Here is a 16,201-nt window from a genome sequence, read left to right as displayed (position 1 = left end):
TGGCCCGTGTCCCGGTCGGTTCCAATCCGAGGGCCGTTTGTGGACTCTCCGTGCTGGTGGCAGCATGGGGCAGGTGAGCGCACAGCCATCACCCACGTTCACTCGCCGACTCCCCCGATGCGTCCTGGGCGTCTCGGCCAAGGTCGCGCGTCCTGAAACGGTCACCGACGCCGCCGAGACCCCCGAAGCCGACGCCCCCTGGGTCACGATCGTCCGCAACGACCCCGTGAACCTGATGAGCTACGTGTCCTACGTCTTCCAGTCCTACTTCGGCTACACCCGCCCCAAAGCCGAGGAGCTCATGCTCGACGTCCACAACAAGGGCCTGGCGGTGGTCTCGTCCGGCAACCGCGAGGAGATGGAGCGTGATGTGCAGGCCATGCACGGGTACGGGCTGTGGGCGAGCATGCGGCAGGACCGCTGATGGCGGGTTACTTCGAGCCGTTGTCCGGCGGCGGCGCCACCATCCTGCTGGGCCAGGTCGAGATCTCCGTCCTGCACGGCTACGCCACCCAGCTCCTCGACCTGCTCGGCCCCGGCCAGGAACCGGCCCACGGTGACGCCGAGGCCCTGCTGGCCTCCGTCTTCACCGACCAACCCGACGAACCACCCACCGACCCGGTACTGGCCCGCCTCTTCCCCGACGCCTACGACGACCCCGACCGTCCCCCCGACGACGAGACCCGCGCGGCGTCCGCCGAGTTCCGCCGCTACACCGAATCCGACATGCGCGCCCGCAAACGCGGCGACATCCTCACCCTCATCCGCTGCCTGGAGACCCTGACCCCCTCCGAACCCGACGGCACCGAACTGCGATTGAACGAGGACGAGTGCCGCCAATGGCTGGGCGCCCTCAACGATCTGCGCCTCGCCCTCGGCACCCGCCTCGACATCACCGGCGACCACGACAGCGAGGCATTCCTGCAACTCCCCGACTCCGACCCCCGCAAACCCAGCGCGATGGTCTACCTGTGGCTGAGCGGCCTCCAGGAAACCCTCATCGATTCCCTCACCGGCTCCACCGACAACTGATGCGACGACGAAAGCCACAAACACGAATTGCCCCCGCCTTCCCAAGGATGGCGGGGGCAATTCTGTGGTTTCGTGGAGCCGCTGGGAATCGAACCCAGGTCCTCCGCCGGTTCAGTAAGGCTTCTCCGGGTGCAGTTCGCTGTGCCTTTCCTCAAGCCCCTTCGATCACGCGAACAAGTCGAAGTGACGGGCTCCATCCACCGTTGGTGTCGCGCTGAGCCCGGTGGCCCCACTCAGCGCCAAGCGTCCTAAATAATGCCGGTGACCGGGACGGACGCGCTCCCGGACCGACAATCCTTCTGCTATCGCTTAGGCAGCGAGAGCGAAGGAACTGCGAGATTCAGTCTTCGCATTTGTGTTTTCCAGCGACGATTAACGAGACGACGCTGGCTTCCTCGACCCGCTTCCCTTACATCAGCGTACGGAGTCGAAACCGATCGGCCCCTATTGAGTTGTGCTCGCAAGAGTGTAACGCCAACGGTGGGGGCTCGCATTCCGATATCGCCGGTCAGTCGGGCAGGCCCTTGGCGCGGCGGTGGAGGGCGCGTTCGATCTCGCGGTCGGAATCGCGTTTTGCCAGGTCCTGGCGTTTGTCGTAGGACTTCTTGCCTCGGGCGAGACCGATCTCGACCTTGGCCCAGCCGTCGCGGAAGTAGAGGGACAGCGGGACGAGGGTGAGGCCGGACTCGGTGAGCTTGCCGACGAGTTTGTCGATCTCGGCGCGGTGGAGCAGGAGTTTGCGGATCCGGCGCGGCGGGTGGTTGGTCCAGGAGCCGTTGTCGTACTCGGCGATGTGGATGCCGTGGATGCGCAGTTCGCCGTTGTGGAGGTCGGCGTAGGCGTCGGCGAGGGAGGCGCGGCCGTTGCGCAGTGATTTCACTTCGGTGCCGGTCAGCACGATGCCCGCCTCGTAGGTGTCGAGGATGGTGTAGTCGTGCCGTGCCTTCCGGTTGGAAGTGATGAGTTTGTGCCCCTTCTCCTTGACCATCGGCACAGCTTATCGGGGCGGTGTGGGCCGCCGCGAGTGAGATTCGTCAGCACAGACAGGACGGCAGCCAGCCCAGCGGCTGGACGGGTGAACCGTTGACGCGGACCTCGAAGTGGAGGTGGTTGCCCGTGGAGGCGCCGGTGGTGCCGACGCTGCCGATGCGCTGGCCGCGCGAGACGTGCTGGCCTGGAGACACCCCTATGGAGGATTGGTGACCGTAGCAGGTGGACACGTTGTCGCCGTGGTAGACGCAGGTGTAGTTGCCGTAGCCGCCATTCCAGCCCGCCTGGACGACCGAGCCGGAGTCCACGGCGTAGATGGGTGCCCCGCCGGGGGCCGCGAAGTCGGTGCCCGCGTGGAGCTGCCAGACCTTGTAGTACGGGTCGTAGCGGTTGCCGAAGTCACTGGACTTCCAGCCGTTGACAGGCATCAGGAAGCCGCCACCACCGCCTCCCGAGGACGACGACGGGGGTGAGGAGTCGCCAGAACCGGTGTCGCGCAGTTTGTCGGCGACGCGTTCGCTGGCGGCCTTGGCCTCCTCGTACTGGTCGAGGCTGGCGTCCTTCTCGCGTTTGGCGACGCGCAGCGCCTCGGACTTGGTGTCGATGAGACCGTCGAGTTCGGCCTCGGCGTCCTCGGCGCGTTCGGCTTCGGCCTCGGCCTCGTCGAGGGCCTCGGCTGCCGCGGCCTCGGCGGCCTCGGCGTCGTCGCGGGCCTGTTCGGCCTCGTTCTCGGCGACGCGGGCGTCCTGGCGGGCCTTGACGACCTCCTCGACCGCGTTGTTCTGGCGGCGGACGAACTCGTTGGCGAAGGACATCCGGTCGACCGCGTCGAACAGGTCCTTGGACTTGAGGGCCTCGTTGAAGGCGACCAGGCCGTCGCGCTGATAGATCTGGGCCGCCATGTCGCCCAGATCGTCCCTGGACTCCTCTACACCGGACTGGGCGGTGTCGAAGTCACCCTCGGCCTCGTGGTGCTCCTGACGGGCGTCCTCGGCGTCGCGCGCGGCCTCCTCGGCGAGCACCTCGGCGGCGGCCACCGCGCCCCGCGCCTCGTCGACACGGTCGCGGGCACCGGGGAGCCGGTTCTCGGCCTCGGCGAGTTCGCGGCCCGCCTCGCGGGCGTCCTCTGTGGCGCCTTCGAGGGTCGCCTCGGCTTCGGCCAGTTCGCGCTCGGCCTTACTGGGTTCGCTACCGGGGTTCGCGATGGCCGTGCCTGTGAGAAGGAGTGCGGCGGTGAACACCGCCGCACTCCAAAGCATGGTCCTCATGGTGCGTAAAGTACTCCGAGTGACCGCCCGAAGTGGTCGTTTCGCACCAAATTCACTGTGGCGGGTCGCTACACCTTCACCTGGAAGCGGAGGGTGACCCAGCCGGTGACCGCGCTGATCACGCTGGCGATACCCGCCAGGATGGGCAGCATGAGGATGACTCTCGACCATGGCATCGGTGTCAGGATCGAGAACAGGTTCTTGAAGGTGCCGTCCACAAGGAACGCCTTACCCCCGACGAGCGCCAGGAAGGCCACGATCGAGCCGAGCAGACCGGCGAAGACCGCCTCCAGGACGAACGGCGCCTGCACGAACCAGTTGGACGCGCCGACCAGCTTCATGATGGACACTTCGCGCCGCTTCGAGTACGCGGCCACCTGGATCGTGTTCGCGACCAGCAGCAGCGCGGCGATGCCCTGCACCAGCGCGACGATGAGCGCCAGGTTCTGCACGCCGGTGAGCAGTTCGAAGACCTTCTCCAGCGAGTCGCGCTGGTTGAAGACCCGTTCGACGCCCTTGGCCTTGTCGTACTTGTCCTTGAACTCGGAGGCCTTGCCCATGTCGACGAGCTTCACGCCGAAGTTGGCCGGAAGCCGCTCCGGGTCGACGTTCTCGATCAGGTCGGGAGCGGACTTGAACAGCTCCTTGAACTCCGAGTAGGCCTCGGCCTTGGACTTGAACTTGTAGTCCTCGACCAGACCGCTGTCCTTGTCCTCCTCCAGCTGCTGCTTGATCTGCTCGGTCTCGGGGGAGCCCTTGTCGAGATCCTGCTTCAGGTACAGCATGATCTCGATGTTTCCCTCGTACTCCTCCTCCATGGACTGGGTTTGGAGGTACATGAGGACACCGGCGCCGAGCATGGTCAGCGACACCGACATGGTGATGATCATGGCGATGGTCATGCTGATGTTGCGCCACAGGCCGACCGCGACCTCGGAAAGTACGTACTTCGCACGCATGGATCTAGTTAAGCCTTCCCGTTAGCCGTACACGCCGCGAGCCTGGTCACGAACCATGTGACCGTTCTCGATCTCGATGACGCGTCGCCGCATCTGGTTGACGATGTTGGAGTCGTGGGTGACCATCACGATGGTCGTTCCGGTCCGGTTGATGCGGTCCAACAGACGCATGATCTCGATGGACGTGTCGGGGTCGAGGTTTCCGGTGGGCTCGTCCGCCAGCAGGATGAGCGGCCGGTTGACGAAGGCCCTCGCGATGGCGACGCGCTGTTGCTCACCACCGGACAGCTCGTGGGGGTAGCGGTGTTCCTTGCCGCCCAGCCCCACCAGGTCCATGACCTCGGGGACGACGCGACGGGCGACGGTCTTGGGTTTGCCGATCACCTCCAGGGCGAAGGCGACGTTCTCGGCCGCCGTGCGGTGCGGCAGCAACCGGAAGTCCTGGAACACACAGCCCAGGGATCGCCGGAACGCCGGTACCTTCCAGCGGCTCATCTTGGTGACCTCTTTGTCATTCACCCAGACTTTGCCCTTGTCAGGTATTACTTCGCGCAGCAGCAACTTGATGATCGTCGACTTACCGGCCCCGGTGGGGCCGATGAAGAAGACAAACTCACCCTTCTCGATCGAGACGTTGATGTCTTCAATGGAGGGGCGGTTCGATCGCGCGTAATGCTTCGAAACCTGCTCGAGCCGAATCACGCTGCGAGAGTCTACGCGCGGTCAATGCGGCGCCTGCCACACCCCCTCCTTCTCCACGCCCGAAGGGGTTTCGTCTCGCGCGATAATCGCTCGATCATGCGAACGGCCCATCGGCCGAACCGGTGAATTCCGCGTGGGTACGCGGGCTATTTCTGACTCTCGGTGGCCTTCTGGTTCTCCTGCTGTTTCCGCCACCGGATCCCGGCCTCGATCAGTCCGTCGATCTCACCGTCGTACACGGCCATCACGTTGGCCGTCTCCCAGCCGGTGCGAAGGTCCTTGACCATCTGGTACGGGTGCTGGACGTAACTGCGCATCTGCTCGCCCCACGACGCCTGCACCGAGCCGCGCAGTTCGTCGATCTTGGCGTTCTCCTCCTCGCGCCGCCGCGCCAGCAGCTTCGCCTTCAGCACCGCCATGGCGGTGGCCCGGTTCTGCAGCTGACTGCGCTCGTTCTGACAGGACACGACGATGCCGGTCTCCAGGTGCGTGATGCGCACCGCCGAGTCGGTGGTGTTGACGCCCTGGCCGCCCGGCCCCGAGGAGCGGTACACGTCCACGCGGATCTCGTCGTCGGGGATGTCGATGTCGTCGGTCTGCTCCACCACCGGCACCACCTCCACCGCCGCGAAGGCGGTCTGGCGGCGGCCCTGGTTGTCGTACTTGCTGATCCGCACGACGCGATGGGTGCCCTGCTCGACCGACAGCGTGCCGTACGCGTAGGGCGCCTTGACGGCGAAGGTGGCCGACTTGATGCCCGCCTCCTCGGCATAGGACACGTCGTAGACCTCGGTGGGATAGCCGTGCCGCTCCGCCCAGCGCAGGTACATCCGCATCAGCTGTTCGGCGAAGTCGGCCGAGTCGGCACCGCCGGCGCCCGAGCGGATCGAGATCAGCGCCTCGCGGGAGTCGTACTCCCCCGACAGCAGCGTGCGGACCTCCAGCTCCTCTATGGCCTTGCTGAGCGCCGCCAGCTCCTTGCTGGCCTCCTCGACGGCGGCGGGGTCCTCCTCGGACTGGGCCAGGTCCCACAGCACCTCGGCGTCGTCGAGGCGACGGCGCAAGTCCTCGATCCGATTTAGCTCGCTTTGGACATAGGACAGTCGGGAGGTGACCTTCTGGGCGTGGGTGGTGTCGTCCCACAGGTCCGGGGAGGCGGCGGCGGCCTCGAGCTCGGATTTCTCGACGCTCAGGGCGTCGAGGTCCAGCACCGCGGTCACGGACTCAAGAGTCGAGTTGAGGCTGCGTAGTTCAGCCGAGAAGTCGTTACCGGTCACGACACTCCAGCTTACGCGCGCGGCTCGGCGCGAATGACACGGTCTCGATCTTGGGGGTCGCGCGGACACGAAGAAGGGCGCAGCGGCCTGCCCGCTGCGCCCGATGGACGTTGTGTCGCAGCACTTGGGTGCCGCGGTGCTGGTCTTACTTCTGGCGCGACTTCAGCCAGGTGATGGCGGCCTTGTGGTAGCCGATGGCGAAGTCCATCGCCGTGGCGGCACCGGCGTCGTCGGCGGCCAGGTCCTTGGCACGGTTCTTGACGTCGTTGAGCGCCTCGTTGTGGTACTCGATGGCGTCCTTGTACATATCGGACAGCGCCGACGGGGTCATGTGGTGGGCGAACGCGGTGCGCAGCGCGACGGGGTCGCGCAGCTGGCCGATGCCGCTCTCCTCATTGATCCACTTCGCGAAGGCGCGCTTTCCGGACGCGCTGATGGTGTACGGGACGCTCGCGCGCGGGCCCGGCTTACCGACCCGGACGTAGCCCACTTCGGCCAGTGCCGGGAGTTCCCGGTACACCTGGCTGCGGGTCATCGTCCAGAACGGTCCGAGCCGCCTGGTCGCCTCGGACATCAGCTGTCCGCCTGTCATCGATCCTTCGTGCAGCAGGCCCAGAAGGGCGGCTGCGGTTGCGTTCAGTTCTTTTCCTGCCATGTACACAGGATGCCATGCATTGATTTAGGACGCAAGTCGGGGGGCTCTATTGTGTTCCAATTCGCTCCACAGACCACAGTCTCAGAAGAACGTTCGAATTAGCGGAGTCGAAATGCTTTCCTCTCTAAGAACCATTCGGCCCTAAAACGGTCACCTACCACCAGGTTTGTCAGGAAAAGTTGAACCAATTGGACCTTCCCCGGGAAAGTCTCCTTCGGACCCTCCGTTGCCATTTTCTTCCCCACTGTCCCCACCGGTACCATTTTCTCCGCCTGATTCCCCAGTGGGAGAGGAGCTTGGCTCGTCAGTGGATGACGGCTCTTCCGAAGGAGTGGAGTCGTCATTGTTCTTCTTGTCCTTGGTGTCCTTGGAGTCGGGATCCTCGGAGGTCTGTTCGTCGGCCTGCGGCTCGTAGGGCTTGGAGTCGTCAACCGTTGCGCCAGCTAGCCATGCGAAGCCCAGCACTCCGGCGGCGGCAATGACCACGATACCGGCAGCGGCGGCGATGAGGAGCTTGGATTTGTTGCGGCCCTTGGTTTCTGAAGACTCGCCGAGAATGGCTACCGGGGATGCGGGGACCACACTGGTCGGTGGCGCGTCACCGGCGGCGGGGGTGACCGGCGTGGGCGCGAGGAACGGCATCGGCTCCGGCGGGGTCACCGGCGGACGCGGGGCCAGCCGGGGTGTGACCGCGTCGGCGGCCTCGTCGGACAGCAGCGGCATCGTGGCCCGCAGCATGGACGGGATCGCTTGCGCCCCAGGGCGATCGGCGGGGTCCAGCGCCAGGCACGACTCGATGATGCTCCACAGTTCCGCCACGACTGTTTCAGGGCGCAGCGGGATCATGGCGCGGTGCCGGTCCAGCACGTCGTCGATGCTGCCGCCCCGGTAGGGGCTGACGCCGCACAGTGCCTCGTACAGAACCAGACCCAGCCCATACACATCGGACTTGTCGGTGGAGTGGCCGCCGTCGACGATCTCGGGGGCGGTGTAGTCGGGGGTGGCGTGGGTCGGGGCGTCGGGGGAGGCGATCCGCCGGGCGACACCGAAGTCGACCAGCCGCACCGAGCCGCCGTCGGAGGGGATCAGGATGTTGCCGGGCTTGACGTCGCCGTGGATGATTCCCTTGGCGTGCACGGCGGCCAGCGCCTCGGCGACCTCGGAGACCACCACGGCCGCGCGCCGGGACGGCAGCGGGCCGCCGTCGATGACCACGCGCCGCAGGTCCACACCGTCCACCAGGTCCATCACCAGGGCCATCAGGGTTCCGTTGACGATGAGGTCACGGGGACGCACGATGCCGGGGTGGTTGAGTTCGGTCAGCACCTCGGCTTCGTCCAAAAAGGCCGTCGCCACGGCGGGCTCGGAGGCGGCGTCGGCGTGCAGGATCTTGATCGCGACGTCCTCACCGGTGATCCGGTCGTGGGCGCGGTGGACGACACCGGCGGCTCCGCGCGCCAGCTCGGTGTCGATCCGATAGCGGTCGGCGAGTACTTGGTTCATGGTGGGCTCCCAATGAAGGTTCTGGGAACAACCCTATGGAAGCCACCCAGGGCCACCAAGCCATCGCACCGGCCTTGGCACGAAACCGGGAGACCCCTACATCAAGCTGCGCAGTTCCCAGAGTTCGGGGAAGCAGCGGAGCTCCACACGGGACCTCAGATAGGTGCCGCCCGCGCTGCCGCCGGTGCCGGGTTTGGTGCCGATCTGGCGCTCGGCCATCAGGACGTGGCGGGCGCGCCACAGGCTCAGCGCCTGGTCGTGGTCGACGAGGCTCTCGGCAAGGTCCCACAGCTGCCCGTAGGACTGCCGGTCGGCGGCGATCTCGCGCAGCGCCGCGACGCGTTCGTCGCGGGTCTCGGTGGCGAAACCGGCGTGGCGGACGGCGGCCAGGTAGCCGTCCCACAGGCTCGGTTCGGTCAGGCGGCGGCGCAGTCGCTGGCTCTCGTCCTCCGACAGGCCGCGGAAGCGCTCCAGATATCCGGGGTCCTTGAGTCCGGACAGGAATTCCAGTTCCCGGAACTGCACCGACTGGAAGCCCGAGGCGGGGGCCAGCCGGTTGCGGAACTCGAGGAAGTCCTGCGGGGTCATCGTGTCGATGACGTCGACCTGTTCGATGAGGACCTTCAGGATGGTGTGGCAGCGGTCCAGCCGCACCCGGGGGCGGTAGCTCTCGCCGTCGAGCATCCGGTCGCGGGCGTCGTCCAGCTCGTGCAGGAGCAGCTTGAACCACAGCTCGTAGACCTGGTGGATGGTGATGAACAGCAGCTCGTCGTGGGCCTCGGGGTTAGAGGCGGGATGTTGCTGCGCCAGCAGTTCGGGGATGCGCAGGTACGAACCGTAGGTGAGTTTGCCGCCCTGCTCGCCGAAGCGCGGATCAAGATCGTTAGCCACCCCGTCAACGTACCGCGTTTGTGTGACGGTCGTAAAGGACGCGACATGGGGTGATCCCGATCGGCTCGGGACCACCCCACGACAGTCGTCAGCCCATGTGCGGGTAACGGTGGTCGGTCGGCGGCACGAAGGTCTCCTTGATGATGCGCGGCGAGATCCAGCGCACCAGGTTCTGCCAGGAACCGGCCTTGTCGTTGGTGCCCGAACCGCGGGCGCCGCCGAAGGGCTGCTGGCTGACCACCGAACCGGTGGGCTTGTCGTTGATGTAGAAGTTGCCCGCCGAGAACCGCAGCGTCTCCGACGCCCGGTTGACGGCGGCCCGGTCGGTGGCCCACACGGCGCCGGTCAGCGCGTACGGGGACGCGTCGGCGGCCTGCGCGACGACCGCGTCGAAGTCGGCGTCGTCGTAGACGTGCACCGCCAGGATCGGTCCGAAGTACTCGGTGTTGAACAGCTCGTGCTCCGGGTCGGAGCACTCGATGACCGTCGGGGCCACGAAGAAGCCGACGCTGTCGTCGACGGTGCCGCCGGTGAGGATCTTGCAGGAGTCGTCCTTGGCGACCCGCTCGAACAGCGCCGCGTGCTTGTCGAAGGCGCGACGGTCGATGACGGCGCCGCCGAAGTTCGACAGGTCGGCGACGTCGCCGTACGTGATCGTCTCGGTGGTGGCGACCAGGTCGTCGCGCACGCCGTTGTTCCACAGTGACGCGGGCACGTAGGCGCGCGAGGCGGCCGAGCACTTCTGGCCCTGGTACTCGTAGGCGCCGCGCACCATCGCCGTCACCAGCGCGTCAGCCTGGGCGCTGGGGTGGGCGATGATGAAGTCCTTGCCGCCGGTCTCACCGACGATGCGCGGGTAGGAGCGGTAGTTGGCGATGTTCTCGCCGATGGTGCGCCACAGCAGCTGGAACGTCGGGGTGGAGCCGGTGAAGTGCAGGCCCGCGAAGTCCGGGTCGGTCAGCGCCTCGGCCGACACCGCGGTGCCGTCGCCGGTGACCATGTTGATGACGCCGTCGGGCAGACCGGCGGCCTCGAACAGCTTCATCAGGTAGTGCGCCGACAGCTGCTGGGTGACGGTCGGCTTCCACACCACGGTGTTGCCCATCAGCGCGGGCGCGGTGGGCAGGTTGCCCGCGATCGCGGTGAAGTTGAACGGGGTGATGGCGGTGACGAAACCCTCCAGCGGCCGGTGGTCGGCGGTGTTCCACATCCCGGCCGCCGAGTTCGGCTGCTGACCCAGCAGCTGCTCGCCGAAGTGGACGTTGAAACGCAGGAAGTCGATGAGCTCGCAGGCGGCGTCGATCTCGGCCTGGATCACCGTCTTGGACTGGCCGAGCATGGTGGCGGCGTTGATCGTGTCGCGCCACGGCCCCGCCAGCAGGTCGGCGACGCGCAGGAAGATCGCGGCACGCTCGTGATAGGACATGGCGCGCCAGGCGGGGGCAGCCTCCTTCGCGGCGGTGATCGCGGCGCGGGCGTCGGCCTTGGACGCGTTGCGGGTGACACCCAGGACGTGCGCGTGCTTGTGTGGCTGCACGACCTTGAGTTCCTCACCGGCGCCGCTGTGGGTCGCGCCGCCGATGGTCATGGGCAGTTCGTGCTGGATGCCCGCCAGCTCGGCGACCTTGGCGGTCAGGCTGGCGCGTTCGGCGGTGTCCGGCGCGTACTGGCGAACTGGTTCGTTGCCGGGTTGTGGCACCGTCAGCAGGGCGTCCATCTCAAGCTCCTTTACCTGTAGGCAGTCTCGACAGTCATGCTGTCACGTCGAAAAGGTGCGCATGCCACGGACGCGGGGAAGGTGACACCCCGTACGCTGACCCGCGTGAATGCCACTACAACCGACCGGCGCTCACGACCGGCCGGAATCGTGAGCCTCGTACTGCTGGCGATCGCCGCCGCCTGGCTCATCGTGTCCTTCCTCAGTCTGCGAGTCCTGGTCGCCGAGGTCGTCAAAGCCGACTCCCGCGCCATCGCGACCCTGATCACCTCCATGTCGGGGGCTGTCATGGGTGCGGTGTTCGGCGGGACCTGCGCCGGGCACCTGGCCCGGATCTCCCGGCTGGGTTTCCTAACCCGGCTGCCCCGACTGGTCACCGGCGCCGCCGCCGGCGTCCTCGTCGGCGTGGCCGCGGCGGGCCTCGCCTACTACACCTTCAGCGGCACCCCGGCCGTGGCGACCATCGTCGCCGGGGTCACCGGTATCGCCGCCATCGTCGGCGGCTGCCTGGCCGCGCCCCGCAACACCGACGCGGTGTTCGCGGGCCTGTGCGGCACCGTCGTCGTCCTCGTCGTCATGTTCGCGCGCGGCTGGTTCGCCGCCGAGATCAACTCGATGATGACGCCCGGTTCCTACCAGTGGGTCGGCATCGCCTTCGGCGTCGCGCTGGGCATGCTCGTGGGCATCGCCGCGGTGCTGGTGCTGCGACTGCGGGCGCCACGGACCACTTTGTCCGGTTACCTGGCCGCGGGCGCGGCTCCGGGTGCCCTGTGGCTCGTCAGCGAGGTCGCGACCCGGGTCGCGGCGGGTCTGCTGGTGGCCAAGGGCATCGAGCCCGACCCGATCAGCAACCTCGGCATGGAGCTGATCCTGGAGGCGCAGCTCAACGGCAGCCTCGCGGCCCTGTTCACCGGGGGCACCACCGCGGTGCTGGCCTTCGGCACGCTCATGTCCAAGGGCGGCAACAAGAAGACCGGACGCGGGGGCAAGGCCAGCGTCCCGTCGCAGACCAAGGCGACCAACACGAAGTCCAAGGCCAAGCGCTAGCCACGAACGACTCAGCCGAGCAGCTGGTCCAGCTCGGTGGGGTCGTACCACTCCAGCTCGTGGTCCTCGACCGACTCGACGATGAACTGCAGGTCGGCGTCCCCGTCGCTGGCGGCCGACAGCGCGCCCACGGCGACGGTGACGTCGGTTTCGGCCTCGGCCCCGTCGACGTGGATCGCGGCCACGGCCGACAGCGACACGGGCGCCAGCAGCGACACATCGCTGGCGCCCAACTCGCCACCCGTCGTCGACACCTCGGTGTCGGCGACATCGGCGGACACGACCGCGCGCCGCCGGGGAGCGGCGGTGTCGGCCCGCAGCAGCCACAGCGAATCCTGGGCGGCGCGGGTGAAGGCCACGTACTCGAGGTCCTCCAGGTCGCCCTCGGTGTACCACTCGCGCAGCCCGGGAGTGACCGCGTGCGCCCGCTCGGCGCGGTACTTGCCGGCGTCCCGCAGCTCGCGCAACACCGCGATGGTGGCGGGCAGGTAGATCCGTGTCATTGGTTCAGTATCGCCCCAACGCCCCACCCGCCGTCGGCTGCCGCTCAACCCGGGCACGCCGACGGCGGATCACAGCGGCGCGGGACAGCGCGGCCGCCGCCGTCGGACTGGCCGGTCAGCGGTTCTCGATCAGTTGGCACAGGGTCAGTTGCCAGCCTCGCGGGGAGCGGGGGCGGGCGCACAGCGAGACCGCTCGCACTCGGTCGCCCGCTCGCATCAGGGCCACCATCGTGAGGGCTCCCGAGGGGTCGGTGGCGGTGTGGCTCAGGCGTAGTGAGACCGGCTCCGCGTTGGGGCGGAGCGGGCGGGTGCGGCGGAACAGGGTTGTGAACTGGGCGAAGGCTCGCGGGTCGGCCACCCGGCGGATCGCCGAGAGCGGGTGCCGTCCTCTGAGGACTTGAGCGCACAGTTCCACCAGGCTCTCGGCGGCGCGGCGCAGGTCGCGAGCGGACACCGTGGGTTCGGGCGCTCGTCGCTGGAGTTCGGTGGGTCGTGCCGGTGGGCGCGCCGCGAGTATCGGCATGACGGACGTGAGCGGTATCAGCCGCAGCTTGGAGCTCAGCCGTCCAGTCTGGTCATCGGTTTGGCGTTCGGTCATGTGACTCCCCCTGTCGTCACACGACAGTGTGGAGCGCCGTGTCAAGGGCGGGGACGGCGAACGGCCGCCCGGCCACCCCGCGGACGGGTGTGGGCCGGGCGGCCGGACGATGTGCTCGCTAGTTCTTGGCTCCGGGAGCGCCGTGGCAGCGCTTGTACTTCTTGCCGGAGCCGCAGGGGCAGTCCTCGTTGCGGCCGGGCGTCGAGCCGACGCGCTGGTTCGGGTTGGCCTGCTTGGCGCCGCTGGCCGCCTTCGACGAGGGACCCGCCTTGCGGCCGCCCTTGCGCAGCGCCGACGGGGCCTCGTCGTCGCTGGGGTCGCCGTCGACACTCGGAGCGCTGTACTGCAGCTGTTCCTCGGGTTCGGCGGCTCCCGCCAGGCCGCCTCGGGCGGTGACGGTGGTCATCGCCGAGGAGCTGGGACGCGGCTTGGGCTTGCGCCTACCCGGTCGCGCCGCCGGTTCCGGAGCGGCTTCGGCTTCCTCGGATTCCTTGACCTGCACCGAAAGGCTGAACAGGTACCGGACGGTGTCCTCCTTGATGCCGTCGAGCATCACGTTGAACATGTCGAAACCCTCGCGCTTGTACTCCACGACCGGGTCGCGCTGCGCGTAGGCCCGCAGCCGGATACCTTCCTTCAGGTAGTCCATCTCGTACAGGTGCTCGCGCCACTTGGTGTCGATGACCTGGAGCAGGACGTCGCGTTCCAGGTTGCGCATGATCTCCGGGCCGCCGAGTTCCTCCTCGCGGGTCTCGTAGGCCTTGTGGATGTCGTCCTGGACGGCCTCAGCGATGGACGCGGGCTCCAGCTTCTCGCGGCCGCCCACCGAGTCCTCGAGTTCGGCGACCGTGATGCCGATCGGGTAGAGCTGCTTGAAGCCGCTCCACAGTTCGTCCAGGTCCCAGTCCTCGGTGTAGCCGTCCTCGGTGGCGCCGTTGACGTAGGCGACGATGACGTCGTCCATCATGTGCTTGATCTGCTGGCTGACGTCCTGGCCGTCGAGCACCTTGCGGCGCTCGCCGTAGATGACCTCACGCTGGTTGTTGAGGACCTCGTCGTACTCCAGGACGTTCTTGCGCGCCTCGGCGTTCTGGCCCTCGATCTGGGCCTGGGCGCTGCGGATCATGCGGGTGACCATCTTGTGTTCGATGGGCATGTTCTCGGGCATCTTCAGCGAGTTCATGAGCGCCTCGACGGCGGCCGCGTTGAACTTGCGCATCAGGTCGTCGCGCAGCGACAGGTAGAACCGGGACTCGCCCGGGTCGCCCTGACGTCCGGCACGACCACGCAGCTGGTTGTCGATACGGCGCGACTCGTGGCGTTCGGTGCCCAGGACGTAGAGGCCACCGGCGTCGCGGACCTCGTCGCCCTCCTCCTCGCAGGCGGCTTCCCACTTCTCGAGGGCCTTGTCCCACTCCTTGGCGTACTTCTCCTCGTCGGCCTCGTCGATGCCGCGACGACGCAGCTCGGCGGTGGCCAGGTACTCGGGGTTGCCGCCCAGCAGGATGTCGGTGCCTCGGCCGGCCATGTTGGTGGACACGGTGACCGCGCCCTTGCGCCCGGCCTGGGCGATGATCTCGGCCTCCTTGGCGTGGAACTTCGCGTTGAGCACCGAGTGCTCCACACCGCGCTTCTTCAGTTCCCGCGCCAGCAGTTCGCTGTTGTCGACGCTGACGGTACCCACCAGCACCGGCTGGCCGGTCTCGTGACGCTCCACGATGTCGTCGACGACGGCCTGGAACTTGGCTTCCTCGGTCTTGTAGATGACGTCGTTCTCGTCGCTGCGGACCATCTCGCGGTGGGTCGGGATGGCCACGACGTCCACGCCGTACACCTTGTGGAACTCGCCCGCCTCGGTGTGGGCGGTACCGGTCATACCGGCCAGCTTGTCGTACTGCCGGAAGTAGTTCTGCAGCGTCGTGGTCGCCAGCGTCTGGTTCTCCTGCTTGATCGCCACGCCCTCTTTGGCCTCGATGGCCTGGTGCATGCCCTCGTTGTAGCGGCGACCGTGCAGGACGCGGCCGGTGAACTGGTCGACGATGAGGACCTCGCCGTCGTCGGAGACGATGTAGTCCTTGTCCTTCTTGAACAGTTCCTTGGACTTGATGGAGTTGTTGAGGTAACCCACGAGCGGGGTGTTCTCCGGCTCGTAGAGGTTCTCGACTCCCAGCTGGTCCTCGACCAGCGCGACGCCCTTCTCGGTGACCGAGATGGTGTTCTTGGCTTCGTCCACTTCGTAGTGGTCGTCGCGGCGCATCCGGGCGGCCAGCTTCGCGAACTGCCCGTACCAGCGCTGCGACTGCGCGGCGGGGCCGGAGATGATCAGCGGGGTCCGGGCCTCGTCGATGAGGATCGAGTCGACCTCGTCGACGATGGCGAAGAAGTGTCCGCGCTGCACCCGGCCGTCCCTGGTCCGGGCCATGTTGTCGCGCAGGTAGTCGAAGCCGAACTCGTTGTTGGTCCCGTAGGTGATGTCGCATTCGTAGGCTTCGCGGTGCTTGGCCGAGTTCTGGCCGGACAGCACCACGCCCACCGACAGGCCCAGGAACCGGTGGATCTCCCCCATCCACTCGGCGTCGCGCTGTGCCAGGTAGTCGTTGGTCGTGACAATGTGGACGCCCTGGCCGGTGAGCGCGTTGAGGTACGCCGGCAGCGTGGCCACCAGGGTCTTGCCCTCACCGGTCTTCATCTCGGCGATGTTGCCGCGGTGCAGGGCGGCCCCACCCATGATCTGGACGTCGAAGTGCCGCATGCCGCGCACCCGGTGGGCGGCCTCGCGCACCGTCGCGAAGGCCGAGGGCAGCAGTTCGTCGAGGCTCTCCCCGTTCGCGTATCGCTGCTTGAGCTCGTCGGTCTCCTCGCGCAGTTCGGCATCGGTGTACTCGGAGTACTCGTCATCAAGGCGATTGACTTCCTTGGTGATGGCCTTCAACCTTTTGAGCTCGCGACCTTCTCCGGCACGAAGCAGCTTCTCGAACATTGACACGGTAATTGTGCTCCTAGTGGGACGTCCTGGCGTCCCATCGTACGTGCCGGGCGTCGCGCCGCCCGGTCGGAGG

General features: G+C 67.1%; 15 protein-coding genes and 1 other RNA gene. 3 read left to right on the top strand and 13 right to left on the bottom strand.

Annotated features, from left to right (window positions below):
* Positions 1–64 precede the first annotated feature (64 nt).
* Together clpS and SNAS_RS09230 are read left to right on the top strand one after the other, a co-directional pair.
* Positions 65–424, top strand: a complete 360-nt coding sequence (gene clpS, locus SNAS_RS09235) for an ATP-dependent Clp protease adapter ClpS (protein ID WP_013017138.1) — start codon at positions 65–67, stop codon at positions 422–424.
* The gene (locus SNAS_RS09230; protein ID WP_013017137.1) at positions 424–1,032 is read left to right on the top strand and encodes a DUF2017 domain-containing protein; all 609 of its coding nucleotides are present in this window, start codon (positions 424–426) and stop codon (positions 1,030–1,032) included. Before clpS ends, SNAS_RS09230 begins: the two co-directional genes overlap by 1 nt.
* 70 nt (positions 1,033–1,102) lie before the next feature.
* On the opposite strand, the gene ssrA is transcribed toward SNAS_RS09230, so the two are convergent.
* The 10 genes from ssrA to pruA form a co-directional block, all read right to left on the bottom strand.
* Positions 1,103–1,477: a transfer-messenger RNA gene (gene ssrA, locus SNAS_RS33895) on the bottom strand.
* A gap of 63 nt (positions 1,478–1,540) precedes the next feature.
* Entirely contained in the window at positions 1,541–2,020 is a 480-nt protein-coding gene (gene smpB / locus SNAS_RS09225) for an SsrA-binding protein SmpB (RefSeq protein ID WP_013017136.1), read from the bottom strand.
* 46 nt (positions 2,021–2,066) lie between these two features.
* The gene (locus tag SNAS_RS09220) at positions 2,067–3,290 is read right to left on the bottom strand and encodes a M23 family metallopeptidase (protein ID WP_086013267.1); all 1,224 of its coding nucleotides are present in this window, start codon (positions 3,288–3,290) and stop codon (positions 2,067–2,069) included.
* Between the two features lie 68 nt (positions 3,291–3,358).
* Positions 3,359–4,249 (bottom strand): permease-like cell division protein FtsX, encoded by an 891-nt coding sequence (ftsX, locus tag SNAS_RS09215; RefSeq protein ID WP_013017134.1) that lies wholly within the window; start codon positions 4,247–4,249, stop codon positions 3,359–3,361.
* A 21-nt stretch (positions 4,250–4,270) separates the two neighbouring features.
* The gene (ftsE, locus tag SNAS_RS09210; RefSeq protein WP_013017133.1) at positions 4,271–4,951 is read right to left on the bottom strand and encodes a cell division ATP-binding protein FtsE; all 681 of its coding nucleotides are present in this window, start codon (positions 4,949–4,951) and stop codon (positions 4,271–4,273) included.
* Between the two features lie 146 nt (positions 4,952–5,097).
* Positions 5,098–6,228, bottom strand: coding sequence for a peptide chain release factor 2 (prfB, locus tag SNAS_RS09205; RefSeq protein WP_013017132.1), 1,131 nt, complete (start codon positions 6,226–6,228; stop codon positions 5,098–5,100).
* A 145-nt stretch (positions 6,229–6,373) separates the two neighbouring features.
* Positions 6,374–6,883: a PadR family transcriptional regulator gene (locus SNAS_RS09200; RefSeq protein ID WP_041625838.1), complete on the bottom strand. Its 510-nt coding sequence runs from the start codon at positions 6,881–6,883 to the stop codon at positions 6,374–6,376.
* Between the two features lie 150 nt (positions 6,884–7,033).
* Complete coding sequence (locus tag SNAS_RS09195; RefSeq protein WP_013017130.1) at positions 7,034–8,386, bottom strand: serine/threonine protein kinase; 1,353 nt, start codon at positions 8,384–8,386, stop codon at positions 7,034–7,036.
* Positions 8,387–8,482: 96 nt separating this feature from the next.
* The gene (locus SNAS_RS09190; RefSeq protein ID WP_013017129.1) at positions 8,483–9,277 is read right to left on the bottom strand and encodes a tryptophan 2,3-dioxygenase; all 795 of its coding nucleotides are present in this window, start codon (positions 9,275–9,277) and stop codon (positions 8,483–8,485) included.
* 88 nt (positions 9,278–9,365) lie between these two features.
* Positions 9,366–10,994, bottom strand: a complete 1,629-nt coding sequence (gene pruA / locus SNAS_RS09185) for an L-glutamate gamma-semialdehyde dehydrogenase (RefSeq protein WP_013017128.1) — start codon at positions 10,992–10,994, stop codon at positions 9,366–9,368.
* 105 nt (positions 10,995–11,099) lie between these two features.
* Between pruA and SNAS_RS09180 the strand changes: the two genes are divergently transcribed.
* A complete protein-coding gene (locus SNAS_RS09180; protein WP_144300442.1) occupies positions 11,100–12,041 on the top strand; it encodes a hypothetical protein in 942 nt (313 codons plus the stop codon).
* Positions 12,042–12,052: 11 nt separating this feature from the next.
* On the opposite strand, the gene SNAS_RS09175 is transcribed toward SNAS_RS09180, so the two are convergent.
* From SNAS_RS09175 to secA, 3 genes are all read right to left on the bottom strand, one after another.
* On the bottom strand, positions 12,053–12,544 hold the full coding sequence (locus tag SNAS_RS09175; protein WP_013017126.1) for a DUF6912 family protein: 492 nt from the start codon (positions 12,542–12,544) through the stop codon (positions 12,053–12,055).
* A gap of 115 nt (positions 12,545–12,659) precedes the next feature.
* Positions 12,660–13,142 carry an Rv3235 family protein gene (locus SNAS_RS09170; RefSeq protein WP_013017125.1) on the bottom strand — a complete coding sequence of 161 codons (483 nt, stop codon included), beginning with the start codon at positions 13,140–13,142 and terminating at the stop codon, positions 12,660–12,662.
* 118 nt (positions 13,143–13,260) lie between these two features.
* The gene (secA, locus tag SNAS_RS09165; protein WP_013017124.1) at positions 13,261–16,128 is read right to left on the bottom strand and encodes a preprotein translocase subunit SecA; all 2,868 of its coding nucleotides are present in this window, start codon (positions 16,126–16,128) and stop codon (positions 13,261–13,263) included.
* Positions 16,129–16,201: the final 73 nt, after the last annotated feature.

The sequence above is a fragment of the Stackebrandtia nassauensis DSM 44728 genome (assembly GCF_000024545.1).
GTDB lineage: Bacteria > Actinomycetota > Actinomycetes > Mycobacteriales > Micromonosporaceae > Stackebrandtia > Stackebrandtia nassauensis.
The sequence above is the reverse complement of the archived record's forward strand: the minus strand, read 5'-3'. Positions and strand labels throughout refer to the sequence as shown.